Below are 14,419 nucleotides of genomic sequence, written 5' to 3' on the forward strand. Positions count from 1 at the left end.
TTCCTGTCTTTTTGCAAAAAGGAGGAACGGCCTTGAATACTTATTGGTTAACGAATGTCCGTCTTGAAACAGGCTTCCGCTATGATAACGGCAGGATTGCCGGAACGGATTCTGAAATTTTCAATTTGAAAATAGAAGATGGAAAAATCGCTGAAATTACAAAAGAAACACCAGAAGAGCATGCACAGCAGGTGGATGCCCATTTCAATTTGCTCCTGCCTTCGCTGAGGGACATGCATATCCATATCGATAAAACATACTATGGCGGCCCTTGGAAGGCTTGTACGCCAATTACGAACGGCATCTTCACGAGGCTTGAGGAAGAGAAACAACTGCTTCCAAAACTTCTGCCGACAGCCCAGGAACGGGCCGAAAAGATGATTGAACTATATTTGAAAAATGGCCATACCCATATTCGGACGCATTGCAATGTCGATCCGGTCATCGGCCTGAAGAATCTTGAGGCGACGGTGAATGCCCTTGCTAAATATGAGGATGTCCTCACCTATGAAATTGTTGCATTCCCGCAGCACGGTTTGTTAAAAAGTGATTCAGTCCAGCTAATCCGCGATGCAATGAAAAATGGCGCGACACTCGTTGGCGGAGTTGATCCGGCAACAGTGGACCGCAATATTGAAAAATCATTGTATACGATATACGACATTGCTGTTGAAAATAATAAAGGCGTCGATATCCACCTTCATGATCCGAACAGCCTTGGCGCTTTTACTTTCAAGCGGATGGCCCATTACACGAAAGAAGCGGGCCTTAAAGGCAGGGCGACAATCAGCCACGGAATCGCGCTTGGAGATTTGAACGGTGAAGAGATTGTAGAAATGGCTGAAATTTTGAGGGAACAGGAAATTGATGTCACCACTACTATCCCAATCAACCGTCCGACACTTCCGATCCCCGCGCTTGATAAACTGGGAATTGGCATTTCTGTTGGACATGACAGCATTACAGACCACTGGTCGCCTTTCGGAACGGGTAACACAATCCAGAAACTCAGCATCCTGGCAGAGCGGTTCAGATTGATGGATGAAGGCGGGCTTGCATCAGCCCTGAAATATGGAACCGGCGGCGTGACTCCGCTCAATGAAGCGGGAGAGCAGGTATGGCCGAAGGTTGGCGACGAAGCGACAATGATGCTCGTGGACGCAACATGCTCCGCACAGGCGATCGCCCGAAGATCAACGGTTCAGTCTTTATATTTTAAAGGGAAAAAAGTCACCAGCAAGCTGAATCCGGAATCGGCTGGTTTATAAAGGGGGGATTTGGAATGACTAAAGCATATTGGTTAAGAAATGTCCGTTTAGAAACGGGTTATATAAAAAACGAAGCTGAAGCAGTTGTTGCTACCGAGACAGATCTTTTCAATCTGAAAATCGAAGACGGAAGAATTCTTGAAAAGCATAGTGCCGATTTTGTAATCCCTGCCGGGGAAGAAACGGTTGATGCGAAAGGATACCTGGCATTGCCGACTTTTAGGGAAATGCATAATCATCTCGACAAAACGTATCTGTCGCTAGATTGGAAATCTTGCATTCCGGTTAAAAATCTTGAGGAGCGCCTGAAATATGAAGCGATGGAGCTGGAGGAGCTTGCACCTACAGCCCAGCAGCGCGCCAGCAGTATGATCGAACTTCTCCTCGCAAACGGTTCTACCCATATCAGGACCCATGTCAATATCGATCCGTATATTGGCCTGAAAAACCTTGAGGGCGTTAAAGCGGCACTTGAGGCTTATTCTGATAAATTGACTTATGAAATTGTCGCCTTTCCGCAGCACGGCCTGATGAGGGAGCATGTCATTCCTCTGATGAAAGAAGCGATGCGTTCAGGCGCCCACTTAGTCGGCGGCCTTGACCCGGCTGGAATTGACAACAATATCGAAGGCTCACTATACGAAGTCATGAATCTTGCGGCTGAATTTGATGCTGGGATAGACATCCATCTTCATGATGGGGGATTTGTCGGCTACTATACGGTCGATAAACTAGCCGAAATGGTGGAAGATGCGAAATGGTATAATCGCGTTGCCGTCAGCCATGCATTCGGCCTTGGTGAAGTTCCAATCCCTCAGCAGGAAGCGATTGCTGAAAAATTAAGCGCCACTGGCATGTCCATCATGTCCACGATTCCTATCACGAAAACCCTGCCGCCGATCGAGCTTTTGGACCGGAAGGGTGTCAAAGTATTCCTTGGCTGCGACGGTTTCTATGACTCATGGAGCCCGTTCGGGAACGGAGATTTGCTCGAGAAGCTAACACGTTACGGGGAATTGTTCAGGAAGAGCGACGAATGGTCCCTATCACAGTCCATCAAATGGGCATCCGGCGGACCGACTTCACTCACCGCAGATGGAGAAGTTGCCTGGCCGCTCGTCGGAGACGACGCAACCCTGACGCTTGTCAATGCATCCTCATCGGCTGAAGCAGCCGCAAGGACACCAAGGCGCGAAGCCGTATTCTTTAAAGGGAAAGTAGTAGCAGGAGAAATATAGTTTTATTTTTGAAGTAAATAATCTATCCGATGAAGACGGTACCTTGATTGGCTGTTTGCGCAGTCATCATGAAGGTATCGTCTTTATTGTATTGAATTTATCGATTACTTTTGAAAAGAAAAAACCCTCCCTCAAAAAATAAATATTTACTCCGATGGATATATTTGTTAAACTAAAGGTAGTAAAATATATTTTAGTAAATACAATTTTACTAAAATGGAAGGGTGGGGAATTAAATGAGCTTATTGGATATTTATTTGCGAAAAAACGGCAAGAAAAGGTATGACGTTTATAAAGTATCCGGTCTGAGCCAGCAAATGCTTGCGAGTATCAACAAAAAGAAGGTAGAAAGCTACTCGGTAAAAACCATCCAGGCAATAGCAAAAACCCTTGGAAAAAGTGAAGGGGAAGTCCTTGAAGAATTAATTAAGCTGGAGAAGGAAAATCCCTACTTTGAAGTATATAACGCTGAAGACTTACTAACAGCTCTAGAAAACAAAGAATCATACATTTTAATCAAAGGAGAATATCAAAAAGAACTTAAGAAATTACTCCAGGCCACGCTTTCCGAAGCAGAGACAATGGGGATGGAACTGGGATCTGCAGGATTAGTAAATATATTAGGTGAAGCGTTGTATCAATTATTTAATTTCTTCAGCAAGACTGAAGAAACGCAAAAGAAACTCGAAAGCCAGCTACGAAAATATAAATATAAAAAAACGAACGAAAACGAGATCCTATTATATTTGCGGCAAATTGATTACTAAAGTGAACAGGAGCTGAAAAAGCAGTCGAACAGTAACAGAGAAGCCGTCTCTAAGCCCAACCCGGTAGGAAAAGCAGTCGAACAGTAACAGAGAAGGCTTCTCTAGGCCCAATCGGGTGGGAAAAGCAGTCGGACGGTAACAGAGAAGTCGTCTCTAAGCCCAACTCGGTAGGAAAAGCAGTCGGACGGTAACAGAGAAGCCGTCTCTAAGCCCAACCCTGTAGGAAAAGCAGTCGAACGGTAACAGAGAAGCCGTCTCTAAGCCCAATCGGGTAAGAAAAGCATTCGAACGGTAACAGAGAAGGCTTCTCTAAGCCCAATCGGGTAAGAAAAGCATCCGAACGATAACAGAGAAGGCTTCTCTAAGCCCAACCCGGGAGCGGTTAAGCCGCTCCCTTTTTTATTTTGCAGAGAGATTATTTTGGCTCCCGAAAAAATAATCGAAAATTGGGATTTTTCTGTTGTAGATTCTCCCGGCTTTGGCATATAATCACAGGAAGAACATGGGGGGATATACAGAATGATTCGGCGTTTTTTTACTTATTACAGGCCTCATCGAAGGCTATTCATGATCGACTTCACTAGCGCGGTCATTGTTGCCGCACTCGAACTTGCCTTTCCGCTCGCCGTCCAATGGTTTATCGATAAGCTGCTGCCAAGCGGAAATTGGAATGCAATCGTCGGGGTAAGTATCGGACTTCTTCTATTATATATAGTGAGTACGCTGCTCCAGTTCATCGTCAACTATTGGGGCCATAAGCTCGGAATTAATATTGAAACCGACATGAGGCAGGAGCTTTTCGAGCATGTCCAGAAGCAATCCTTCCGCTTTTTTGACAACACGAAAACCGGCCATATCATGAGCCGGATCACCAATGATTTATTCGACCTGGGGGAACTCGCCCATCATGGACCCGAGGATTTGTTCATTGCCGTGATGACATTTGTCGGGGCGTTCTGGATTATGCTCACCATCAATGTGAAACTGGCCCTTACGGCGATGATTATTGCCCCGTTCCTAATCTGGCTGATTTCTTTTGCCAACCGGAAAATGAATGCGGCCTGGAAGAACATGTACAGCGATATCGCTGATGTAAACGCCAGGGTAGAGGATAGCGTCGCGGGAATCCGGGTTGTCCAGTCGTTTACGAATGAAGAGTTTGAAATCGAACGGTTCACAAAGAACAACCGCAAGTTCCGCCGCGCAAAATTGGCTGCCTATAAAGTTATGTCTTTTAGTTCGTCTGGTATGTATATGTCGACGAGGCTGATGATCCTGGTCGTCCTAGTATATGGCGCATGGCTCAATTTTACAGGGAGTCTCAGCTATGGAGCCATGGTTGGATTTGTCCTTTACGTCAATGTCCTTTTCAAACCAATAGATAAAATCAGCGCGATCCTTGAACTCTATCCAAAAGGGATGGCCGGCTTCAAGCGATTTACGGAGCTGATGGACCAGCACCCGGACGTCGTTGACAGGTCGACTGCTGTAAATGTTTCCCATCTGAAAGGCGATATTGCTTTCCGGGACGTGACGTTCAGTTACGATGAGCATAAACCTGTCTTAAAAGGAATTGATTTGGACATCCATCACGGGGAGACGGTTGCTTTTGTCGGTCCTTCCGGCGCGGGTAAAACAACCATCTGCTCACTCATTCCCCGTTTCTATGATGTGAATGAAGGTGGAATCTTTATTGATGGCGTCGATATCCGCGACATGACCAAGAAATCGCTTCGCCAGCAAATCGGGATTGTCCAGCAGGATGTGTTCCTGTTCACCGGGACGCTGCGGGAGAATATTGCCTATGGGTTGCTTGGTGCTACCCAGGAGGAAATTGAGATCGCGGCAAAGCGCGCTCACCTCGAAGACTTTATTGCTTCCCTTCCGGCTGGCTATGATACCCAGATCGGCGAACGCGGACTAAAGCTTTCCGGCGGGCAGAAGCAGAGGATCGCGATTGCAAGAATGTTCCTGAAAAACCCGCCAATTCTTATTCTGGATGAAGCAACATCCGCTCTTGATACGGAAACAGAACGTATCATCCAGGAAGCGCTCGCTGAACTGTCCAAAAACAGGACAACACTTGTTATTGCCCACAGGCTGGCTACCATCCGGAATGCTGACAGGATTGTCGTTGTCACCGAGGACGGGATTGCCGAAGAGGGAAGCCATGAGGAATTAATCGAAGCGGGCGGAATTTTTGCCAACCTTCATAAGGTACAATACGAAACAACCCTCGTTAACTAACAAACAGCCCTTTAGGATGCTTTTTTGAATGAGCCCATCCTAAGGGGCTGTTATTGGTCATATGCTCTTTAGAGAATTAAAAATGTTTGGAGAAACTCAAAGGGATTGTGGCCACGGATACTTTTTGCCAAAAGAAAGGCAATCTTGCAAAAAAGCATGGACATAAGCCAGGAAATACACTAGAGTTAAAAAGTTAGTTATTTGGACAGCCCGTTAAAGAGGCGTCCTATATTTGAAGAAGGTGGAACAACGTATGCAGGCAGTAAAGAAAAATAGCTTCATAGAACCCAGTCTATTCGCTTTAACATGGCCAATTTTCATTGAGTCCTTTTTACATATGCTGATGGGGAGCACGGATACCTTTATGCTTTCCTATGTTTCGGATGACGCCGTCGCCGCTGTAGGGGTGGCCAATCAGCTGATCTTTTTCACAATCCTAATTTTCGGTTTTGTCGCTACAGGGACAACCGTGCTTGTTTCGCAAAATCTTGGGGCGGGGCTGCTGAACGATGCGCGAAGGATCTCAGGAATCTCGATTTCCCTTAATCTTATTTTCGGGATTGCGATCAGCGCGCTGGTTGTCCTGTTCAAGGGGCAGTTCCTCAATCTGTTCGACCTTACCCCCGAGATTCACAGACTTGCCGGACAGTATTTGACGATTGTAGGGGCAACGCTGTTTTCACAAGCCCTCCTTGTAACGGCATCGTCTATTTTGCGGGCAAACGGCTTTTCAAAAGAAGCAATGATGATTTCAATTTTCATGAACATCATTCACCTCGCCGGCAACAGCATATTAATTTATGGATTGTTCGGAATGCCGCAGATGGGCATCCAGGGAGTTGCCTTATCTACAGCCGCCAGCCGCGCTATTGCGGTTGCAATGATTTTCTGGTTATTGTATAAGCGCCTTCCAGTGAGAATTAAAAAGGAAGACTACACAAGCTTCAATCCGGTATTTATTAAAAAAATTCTTAAAATCGGTATTCCGTCAGCTGGAGAAAATCTCGTATACAACACGAGCCAGATGGCGATGACAGCCATCATTGCGATGATAGGGGCAATGGCACTGACTACAAGGGTTTACACTTGGAATGTGATGGCATTCATGATGCTTTTTGCGATTGCGCTCGGCCAGGGGACTCAAATTCTCGTTGGCTATAAGGTAGGCGCGGGCGATTATGACGGGGCATACCACCGTCTTTTGAAAAGTGTAAAGCTGAGCCTGATTATGACCATTATTGTCGTGATCCCGCTGGTTCTGTTCCGCGAGAATTTGCTTGATATTTTCACAGATAACCAGGAAATAATCAGTGTGGGAGCAAAGCTTCTTTTGCTCGGAATTATCCTCGAACCCGGCAGGACACTGAATATCGTCATCATTGCTGCTTTAAGGGCAGCCGGTGACGCGAACTTCCCTGTGAAAATGGCATTTGTTTCAATGTGGGGAATAGGCGTGCCGCTTGGCTACTTCCTCGGAATAACAATGGGCTATGGCCTGGTCGGCATCTGGATTGCCTTTATCGCCGATGAGTGGTTCAGAGGAATCGTCATGTATTTCCGCTGGAAAAGCAGGGTTTGGGAAAAGAAATCGCTTGTCGAAGCTGAAGTGCAGCCGGTATGATTTTTGGGAAACCACGATAAAGTGGTTTCTTTTTTTCGAGCGGCTTAAGAAGTATTTGGTTGAACATGATGGAGTTAAGGCGATGATCATAGACCAAGAAGAAAAACGCATGGGGATTTTGCCAGAAGAGGATGCTGAACGACTTCGGGAAACACTTTTCCATTAACTCAACGTCCGCAGGAGGGGGAAATTAACGGTACGGTCGAATAGAATTGTTCTCAACGCCCGTAGCAAGGAAAAATCTGCGGTACGGTCGAATAGGATCGTTCTCAACGACCGTAGCCAGAAAAAGTCGGCTGTGCGGTCGAATAGGATCGTTCTAAACGCCCGCAGCGAAGAAAAATTGAATGTGCGGTCGAATAGGATCGTTCTAAACGCCCGCAGCGAAGAAAAATTGAATGTGCGGTCGAATAGAAGTGTTCTCAACGACCGCAGCGAAGAAAAACCAACTGTGCGGTCGAATAGAATTGTTCTCAACGACCGTAGCCAGAAAAAGTCGGCTGTACGGTCGAATAGAATTGTTCTCAACGACCGCAACAAGGAAAAATCACCTATACGGTCGAATAGACGCATACTCAACGAACAAAACAAAAAGGAGTTGCCGGAATATGCGGCAACTCCTTTATTACTATTGATGAATCTGTTTTACCCTGCCAACCTGTCCATCGGTCAGCCTGACTTTGATGCCGTGGGGATGGGTGCCGGATTTGGTGAGGATATCTTTGACTATTCCTCTGGTTAGCTTCCCGGTCCGCTGATCCGCTTTTAAGACGATATCAACTGTCATGCCGGGGGAAAGGTCTTTTCGATTCTGTCCGTCCATTAGGTACCCATTTTCCGGCGGGTATTGCTTGGCTTCTTTGTCAATTGGCTTTTCATCTTCTTTGTGGATGTGTCACCGGCACCTTTGCCTTTGGCACCCGCCGCTGCCTGGTTTTTCTTGTTTGCCAGCTGCTGCTTCATGGCTTCCTGGAGGCTGATTTTCTTGGGCTCTTCAGTGTTCTTGTTCTCTTCCATAAGATAATCTCCTTTTTTGTAGCTATGGTTAATCAAGTATAATCCATTTTTGCCAAAAAGCGAAAGGGGTGGAATGAAAAATATGAATTATCCTTCAAACCCATCCTATCGATTTTCTCTATGGATTGAAGCGGTTTGCATCAGAATAATCTTCTGCTAAATATTTCCGCGGGCAGTAAAATCAGAGTAGAACGGTTATTAGGAGGAAGACGGATGAATACCGGAAGAACAACGATGGTTACATTTGGTGCGCTCTGCATTGCTCTGAATGTAGTGCTTGGGACAATTGTTTCCTGGATGAAAATACCGCTTTTATTTTTGGATACTATTGGTACGGTTTTGATGGCTGTTTTATTTGGTCCATGGTGGGGAGCACTTGTCGGTGTTTTGACAAACATCGTGATGGGCGTGACGACCGGGCCAACAGCTATTTTCTTTGGCCTCGTCAATGTGGCTATCGCGATTGTAGTGGGCTTCGCCGCGAGGAGATTCGATTTTACAAAATGGTATACCGCTTTAGTGACGGGGTTCATTCTTTCAATTGTGGCCCCGCTAATTGGGACGCCAATTGCTGTGGCCGTCTTTGGCGGGCTGAACGGAAGCGGGATGGATCTTGTCGTCCTTTGGCTTCGCTCCGCGGGGGAAAGCATTTTTGCCTCGACGTTCATTTCAAGGATCACTGGCAACTTTGTAGATAAAATCGTTACATGCCTCCTTGTCATGATGATTATTATTAAACTGCCAGTCTTCAACAAAACATATAAAGGAATGAAGAAGGATGCCGCGTAGCAAACGGATTATTCTCACTTCCCACTGCATCATTAACCAAAACACCGTCATTGATGGGGAAGCGAGGGCGCTGGGGGCAATCCCATCCGCTGTGCAATGGATTGTCGGAAAGGGGTATGGCATCCTGCAGCTGCCATGTCCTGAATTTACCTTCCTTGGATTGGACCGGCCGCCGATGACCTATGAGGAATACGACACGAAAGAGTACCGGGTACACTGCAGGAAAATCCTTGAGCCAGTGGTACAACAGGTAAAAGAATATGTGAAAAGCGGGTATATCATCGAAGGCATACTGGGCATCCAGAGCAGTCCATCATGCGATCAAACGCGGGGAGTATTCATGGAAGAACTTCACAAGCTCTTTACTGAAAACCACCTGCCGCTAAAAACCCTCTGGTATTTACCAAACACAGAAGATCCTGTGTTTGACGGAGAAATTCATAAGTTATAGCAACAACAAGACCCTATCGGCTGTCGATAGGGTCTTGTTAATTATGGTCTGTCATGGATAGTTGGATGTTGCCGCCTTTTTATGCAAAACTTCTCTAAAAGCCGCCACTAGGCAACAGCAACGTGATTTACTGCGCCGGCTCCACGGCCTCTGCGAGTGCTTCGTTCAAGCCCATGATATAAGCCGACTTTTCTTCTTCACTCCATCCTAATTTATCATCCATGTACGCAGTTACCGGCTGCTTCCACTCACGTACTATATCAATATTAAACAGTAAATCTCCCGTTCTTCGATTGAAGAAATCCACTGGAGTAACCGCCATCTCACATTCAATGGCATATATTAGCTGTGCAAAAAGAACCAGTGGGATTCCATATTCCTCTGCTTCTTCCCGATGCCGGGAAACGAGTTCGAATAGTTTAGGAACATTCGAGCCGTAAAAGGAAGCGAGCTGCATGGCCTGCTCCTCGGAAAAGCCTGCCTCAATACCGCTATTAATCTGGTTCTCAACATATTCCGCGAAATTTACCGCCCCGCCAACATGCCCGCCGGAAATCGGCAGCATATGGGTGGTACAGGGAGGGAAACTGCGCCCGCCTTCAGCAGATAATTCCTTCGCGAGCAAATCAGTGATCGTTTCCGCCATTTTGCGGTAGCCCGTCAGCTTACCGCCAGCGATCGAAATCAGGCCGGTAGGGGACTCCCAAATCTCATCTTTTCTTGAAATCTCTGAAGGGGCCTTTCCGTCCTCATGGATGAGCGGCCTCAAGCCGGCCCAGCTAGATTCAATATCCTTATCGCTAATTACCACCTCCGGAAACATATAGTGAATGGCCTCAAGAAGATAGTTTTTATCGGCATCCGTAATCTCAGGATCTGCGATATCACCGTTGTAAAACGTATCAGTAGTACCAACATACGCTTTGCCGTTTCGCGGGATGGCAAATACCATCCGTCCGTCTGGAGTATCGAAATAGATGGCTTGTTTCAGAGGGAAAACTGTCTGATCAATGACAATATGGACGCCTTTGGATAAATGCAGCGTCTTGCCTGTCCGGGAGTTATCGACTTCCCTGACTTTATCAACCCACGGTCCGGTCGCATTGACGATTTTTTTTGCCCGGAGTTCGTATTCTTCGTTTGTCAAAAGATCCTTCACAATCACTCCGCAAATTCGCCCATCCTCATAAATGAACTTGTCGGCTTTCGAATAATTAATGGCCACCGCCCCGTTTTCAACGGCTTCCTTTAAAACTTCAATCGTCAGCCGGGCATCATCTGTGCGGTATTCGACATAATAACCGCCGCCTTTTAAGCCGGACTTTTTAATGAGCGGCTCCTTAGCAAGCGTCTCATCCGCGCTAAGCATTGTCCGGCGCTCGCCTTTCTTTACCCCGGCGAGAAAATCATAGACCTTCAGCCCGATGGAGGTGGAAAGCTTTCCGAACGTCCCTCCTTTATGAAAAGGGAGGAGCATCCATTCCGGCTTGGTCACGTGCGGTCCGTTTTCATAGACGATCGACCGTTCATGGCCGACTTCCGAAACAAGCTTCACTTCGAATTGCTTTAAATAGCGGAGGCCCCCGTGGACCAACTTTGTCGAACGGCTGGATGTCCCGGCTGCAAAATCCTGCATTTCCACAAGCGCTACTTTCATTCCCCGGGCGGTAGCATCCAAAGCAATGCCCGCTCCGGTAATACCACCGCCAATAATCAATACATCAAACAGCTCTTCTTTTAAACTTTCCACGATTTTATCCCGGTTAAGATTTGAAAAGGCCATGGCGAAATTCCTCCCTCACGCAAAAAGATCCCAATGACACAAAAAAGATTTGATTCTGTGTCTTTCCGCTCATATTCGTACTATGTTATATATCCTATATCTCCGATAAGGAAACGTTCCGACTAAAACTGAAAGAGGGGGCAAAAAAAAGAAGCCGACTTATTTCAAAAAGCTGGCTTCCTTCCATATTTTATTGCGATATCTGCGTATCATGCCATACAAGTCATCGGCCCGTCATAAGCAAGCTGCTGGATGTACCCTAGTCTGGATACATCCATGTTGCCGCCACTAACGATGATGCCGCAGTTTTTGGAGCGAATCGTGCTGCGGTGGGTGAGGAGGGCGGCAAAGGCCGCGGCTCCAGCCCCTTCGACTAATGTTTTTTTCCTTTCAAGCATGCAAACAATGGCATTGGCAATGTCGTGATCGCTGACGCTAACCATATCGTCTACATAGTGCCGGATGATCGGCATGGTCAGCTCGCCCGGCTCCTTGACGGCAATCCCTTCCGCAATCGTTCCGGCAAACCGGCTGGAAGGGCGGTTATGGAATTGATCATGGACGATCTTTGCCCCTTCCGCCTGGACGCCGATAATCCGGATCTTTGGCTGCAATTCCTTTGCCGCGACCGCGACGCCGCTAATCAGTCCGCCGCCTCCCACCGGAACGATGAGAGTATCGAGAAAAGGCTGCTGTTTCAGCATCTCAACGGCAATCGTTGCCTGTCCGGCCATCACATCATAATCGTCAAAAGGATGGAGGAAATAGCTGCCCGTACGCTTTTGCTCAAGGAGCGCCGCTTCATATGCTTCCTGGAAGGAAGCGCCGGTAATGACAGTCCGCGCTCCGTAATATTCCGTTGCCTTGATTTTGGCTTCCGGCGTATTCTCGGGCATATAGATTGTGGCGGCAATTCCTCGTTTTGAAGCGGCGAAAGCCACTCCTTGGGCGTGGTTGCCAGCAGAAGCGGCAATCACGCCTTTTTGCGCTTCCTTTCCGGTCAGCCGGGACATTTTATAGCTCGCGCCGCGAATTTTAAAAGCACCTGTCTTCTGCTGATTTTCCATTTTGAAATAGACGTTTTTTCCGGCAAGATCATTCAGGAATGTAGATGTGGTTAGCGGTGTCCGATAGACGGTACCTGCCAATTGTTCCATTGCATCGGAAATCATGTTAGTCGTTAAAGAATCCCCAAGGGGTTCACGCTCCTTCATTTAATAAGTTTTGCATATTGTAGCTACTGCCTGCTCTCAAATTCTGTAATTTTTTCTTCATATAATAAGGTGATGCCAATATCATCAAGGCCGTTGTAGAGCATTTCCTTCGAATACTCGGCGATATCGAACTGATAGGAAAACCCATCCGCATCCGTGACGGTCTGCGCTCCGAGGTCGACAGTTAAAGAAAGATTGCCAGACTCTGCTTTTTGCATGAGCGGCTGGAGTTCTTCATACGGCATTTCAATCGCCAGGATGCCATTCTTGACGCAGTTGTTTTTGAAAATATCGGCAAAACTTGGCGCGATGACGATTTTGAAACCATAATCCAATAAAGCCCATGGCGCATGTTCCCTTGAGGAACCACAGCCGAAATTATCTCCAGCGAGCAATATCGAGGCGCCAGTGTATTTTCCATCATGAAGAGGGAATTCCTTAATCGGATTGCCGTCATGGTCAAACCGCCAATTGTAAAACAGGAACTGCCCGAACCCTTGGCGTTCAATCCTTTTCAAAAACTGTTTCGGTATGATTTGGTCGGTGTCAACATTGCTGCGGTCAAGCGGAAAAGCAAGACCAGTATGGACTGTAATTGGTTCCATTTACATGACCTCCATTGCGGCAAATTCACGGATGTCGACAAAACGGCCTTCGATTGCAGCCGCTGCCGCCATCTCAGGGCTGACAAGATGTGTGCGCGCGCCGGTACCCTGGCGGCCTTCGAAGTTCCGGTTCGATGTTGAGGCACAGCGTTCGCCAGGAGGAACGAAGTCATCGTTCATCGCCAGGCACATACTGCAGCCGGCATCGCGCCATTCAAAGCCGGCATTTTTGAAAATGGCATCCAGCCCTTCCTGTTCAGCGGCAGCCTTCACGCTCTTTGACCCAGGCACAACAATGGCCCGGACGGAAGGCTTGACGCTTCGGCCCTGGATTACGGAAGCGGCGCGCCGCAAATCGCTTAGTCGGGAATTTGTGCACGATCCGATAAACACATGCTCAATGGTAACGGAGGAAATCGGCATTCCGCCTTCAAGGCCCATATATTCCAAAGCCCGCTCGATTTCCTGCTTTTCACTATCCGTCGCCGCCGACTCAGGCGTTGGAATCGTGGCATCAACCGGGATGCACATTCCTGGATTCGTTCCCCATGTTACCTGAGGAGCGATTTTCGAAGCATCAATTTCAATCGTGTGGTCATAAACGGCGCCTTCATCTGTCGCAAGCGCGCGCCACTTTTCAACCGCTTTGTCAAAATCAGCTCCTTGTGGTGCATATCTTCTTCCGCGAAGATAATTAAAGGTCGTCTCATCCGGAGTAATCAGGCCGGCACGCGCGCCTGCCTCAATGGACATATTGCAGACGGTCATTCTTTCTTCCATGGAAAGGGAGCGGATGGCTTCGCCTGTATATTCAATTACATAGCCGGTGCCAAACCGGACGCCATTTTGCGCGATGATCGCTAAAATCAAGTCCTTCGCGGTCACGCCAAAGCCAAGACTGCCATTTACTTTGATATTCAGCGTCTTCGGGCGCTGCTGCCAAAGGGTCTGGGTTGCGAGGACATGTTCGACTTCACTAGTACCAATCCCGAAGGCAAGTGCCCCAAACGCACCGTGGGTGGAAGTGTGGCTGTCTCCGCAAACAATCGTTTTACCCGGCTGGGTTAACCCGAGTTCAGGGCCGATGACGTGAACAATCCCATTATCGGGATGCGCGATATCCGCGAGCGGAATATTGAACTCGCTGCAATTTTGCTTTAATGTATCGATTTGTTTCCTGGAAATTACATCTTTAATAACTGACTGATTTTTCGTCGGGACATTATGGTCCATTGTCGCAAAAGTAAGATCCGGCCTGCGGACAGGGCGTCCATTCATCCTTAGCCCTTCAAATGCCTGCGGCGAGGTGACTTCGTGGACAAGATGCAGGTCGATATAGAGGAGATCCGGCCTGCCTTCTTCCTGGTGGACAACGTGAGAATCCCAAATTTTTTCGATGATTGTTTTGGCAGTACTCAT

General features: G+C 47.4%; 14 protein-coding genes. 7 read left to right on the forward strand and 7 right to left on the reverse strand.

Annotation, left to right across the window (positions count from 1 at the left end; genetic code table 11):
* Positions 1 to 32: 32 nt before the first annotated feature.
* The 5 genes from BN1002_RS02915 (at position 33) to BN1002_RS02935 (ending at position 7,141) form a co-directional block, all read left to right on the forward strand.
* Positions 33 to 1,268 carry an amidohydrolase family protein gene (locus BN1002_RS02915; protein WP_048823547.1) on the forward strand — a complete coding sequence of 412 codons (1,236 nt, stop codon included), beginning with the start codon at positions 33 to 35 and terminating at the stop codon, positions 1,266 to 1,268.
* A gap of 14 nt (positions 1,269 to 1,282) precedes the next feature.
* Positions 1,283 to 2,506, forward strand: a complete 1,224-nt coding sequence (locus tag BN1002_RS02920) for an amidohydrolase (protein ID WP_048823548.1) — start codon at positions 1,283 to 1,285, stop codon at positions 2,504 to 2,506.
* Between the two features lie 236 nt (positions 2,507 to 2,742).
* The gene (locus BN1002_RS02925; RefSeq protein ID WP_048823549.1) at positions 2,743 to 3,273 is read left to right on the forward strand and encodes a helix-turn-helix domain-containing protein; all 531 of its coding nucleotides are present in this window, start codon (positions 2,743 to 2,745) and stop codon (positions 3,271 to 3,273) included.
* Positions 3,274 to 3,792: 519 nt separating this feature from the next.
* Positions 3,793 to 5,520: an ABC transporter ATP-binding protein gene (locus tag BN1002_RS02930; protein WP_048823550.1), complete on the forward strand. Its 1,728-nt coding sequence runs from the start codon at positions 3,793 to 3,795 to the stop codon at positions 5,518 to 5,520.
* A 253-nt stretch (positions 5,521 to 5,773) separates the two neighbouring features.
* On the forward strand, positions 5,774 to 7,141 hold the full coding sequence (locus BN1002_RS02935) for an MATE family efflux transporter (protein ID WP_048823551.1): 1,368 nt from the start codon (positions 5,774 to 5,776) through the stop codon (positions 7,139 to 7,141).
* 162 nt (positions 7,142 to 7,303) lie between these two features.
* Here BN1002_RS02935 and BN1002_RS23545 read toward each other — a convergent pair whose 3' ends face one another.
* The 3 genes from BN1002_RS23545 to BN1002_RS02950 form a co-directional block, all read right to left on the reverse strand.
* A complete protein-coding gene (locus BN1002_RS23545; RefSeq protein ID WP_148362722.1) occupies positions 7,304 to 7,681 on the reverse strand; it encodes a hypothetical protein in 378 nt (125 codons plus the stop codon).
* A gap of 88 nt (positions 7,682 to 7,769) precedes the next feature.
* Positions 7,770 to 7,964: a YwbE family protein gene (locus tag BN1002_RS02945; protein ID WP_048823553.1), complete on the reverse strand. Its 195-nt coding sequence runs from the start codon at positions 7,962 to 7,964 to the stop codon at positions 7,770 to 7,772.
* Positions 7,964 to 8,158 carry a hypothetical protein gene (locus BN1002_RS02950; RefSeq protein ID WP_048823554.1) on the reverse strand — a complete coding sequence of 65 codons (195 nt, stop codon included), beginning with the start codon at positions 8,156 to 8,158 and terminating at the stop codon, positions 7,964 to 7,966. The genes BN1002_RS02945 and BN1002_RS02950 overlap by 1 nt, the downstream gene beginning before the upstream one ends.
* 213 nt (positions 8,159 to 8,371) lie before the next feature.
* Here BN1002_RS02950 and BN1002_RS02955 point away from each other — a divergent pair, with 213 nt between their 5' ends.
* Complete coding sequence (locus BN1002_RS02955; protein ID WP_048823555.1) at positions 8,372 to 8,947, forward strand: CD3073 family putative ECF transporter S component; 576 nt, start codon at positions 8,372 to 8,374, stop codon at positions 8,945 to 8,947.
* Positions 8,937 to 9,398 carry a CD3072 family TudS-related putative desulfidase gene (locus BN1002_RS02960; protein WP_048823556.1) on the forward strand — a complete coding sequence of 154 codons (462 nt, stop codon included), beginning with the start codon at positions 8,937 to 8,939 and terminating at the stop codon, positions 9,396 to 9,398. Before BN1002_RS02955 ends, BN1002_RS02960 begins: the two co-directional genes overlap by 11 nt.
* A gap of 127 nt (positions 9,399 to 9,525) precedes the next feature.
* Here BN1002_RS02960 and BN1002_RS02965 read toward each other — a convergent pair whose 3' ends face one another.
* From BN1002_RS02965 to leuC, 4 genes are all read right to left on the reverse strand, one after another.
* Positions 9,526 to 11,181, reverse strand: coding sequence for a glycerol-3-phosphate dehydrogenase/oxidase (locus tag BN1002_RS02965; RefSeq protein WP_048823557.1), 1,656 nt, complete (start codon positions 11,179 to 11,181; stop codon positions 9,526 to 9,528).
* A gap of 209 nt (positions 11,182 to 11,390) precedes the next feature.
* Positions 11,391 to 12,395: a threonine ammonia-lyase gene (gene ilvA / locus BN1002_RS02970; RefSeq protein WP_231574965.1), complete on the reverse strand. Its 1,005-nt coding sequence runs from the start codon at positions 12,393 to 12,395 to the stop codon at positions 11,391 to 11,393.
* A 23-nt stretch (positions 12,396 to 12,418) separates the two neighbouring features.
* Complete coding sequence (gene leuD, locus BN1002_RS02975) at positions 12,419 to 13,000, reverse strand: 3-isopropylmalate dehydratase small subunit (RefSeq protein ID WP_048823558.1); 582 nt, start codon at positions 12,998 to 13,000, stop codon at positions 12,419 to 12,421.
* Positions 13,001 to 14,419 carry a 3-isopropylmalate dehydratase large subunit gene (leuC, locus tag BN1002_RS02980; RefSeq protein WP_048823559.1) on the reverse strand — a complete coding sequence of 473 codons (1,419 nt, stop codon included), beginning with the start codon at positions 14,417 to 14,419 and terminating at the stop codon, positions 13,001 to 13,003.

The sequence above is a fragment of the Bacillus sp. B-jedd genome (genome assembly GCF_000821085.1).
Classification (GTDB): Bacteria; Bacillota; Bacilli; order Bacillales; family Cytobacillaceae; genus Bacillus_D.

Coding starts and splice junctions, on each gene's coding strand:
- BN1002_RS02920 (WP_048823548.1), top strand. CDS start 1,283: ATGACTAAAGCATATTGGTTAAGAAATGTCCGTTTAGAAACGGGTTAT.
- BN1002_RS02925 (WP_048823549.1), top strand. CDS start 2,743: ATGAGCTTATTGGATATTTATTTGCGAAAAAACGGCAAGAAAAGGTAT.
- BN1002_RS02930 (WP_048823550.1), top strand. CDS start 3,793: ATGATTCGGCGTTTTTTTACTTATTACAGGCCTCATCGAAGGCTATTC.
- BN1002_RS02935 (WP_048823551.1), top strand. CDS start 5,774: ATGCAGGCAGTAAAGAAAAATAGCTTCATAGAACCCAGTCTATTCGCT.
- BN1002_RS02945 (WP_048823553.1), bottom strand. CDS start 7,964: ATGGACGGACAGAATCGAAAAGACCTTTCCCCCGGCATGACAGTTGAT.
- BN1002_RS02950 (WP_048823554.1), bottom strand. CDS start 8,158: ATGGAAGAGAACAAGAACACTGAAGAGCCCAAGAAAATCAGCCTCCAG.
- BN1002_RS02955 (WP_048823555.1), top strand. CDS start 8,372: ATGAATACCGGAAGAACAACGATGGTTACATTTGGTGCGCTCTGCATT.
- BN1002_RS02960 (WP_048823556.1), top strand. CDS start 8,937: ATGCCGCGTAGCAAACGGATTATTCTCACTTCCCACTGCATCATTAAC.
- BN1002_RS02965 (WP_048823557.1), bottom strand. CDS start 11,181: ATGGCCTTTTCAAATCTTAACCGGGATAAAATCGTGGAAAGTTTAAAA.
- ilvA (WP_231574965.1), bottom strand. CDS start 12,395: ATGAAGGAGCGTGAACCCCTTGGGGATTCTTTAACGACTAACATGATT.
- leuD (WP_048823558.1), bottom strand. CDS start 13,000: ATGGAACCAATTACAGTCCATACTGGTCTTGCTTTTCCGCTTGACCGC.
- leuC (WP_048823559.1), bottom strand. CDS start 14,419: ATGAGTACTGCCAAAACAATCATCGAAAAAATTTGGGATTCTCACGTT.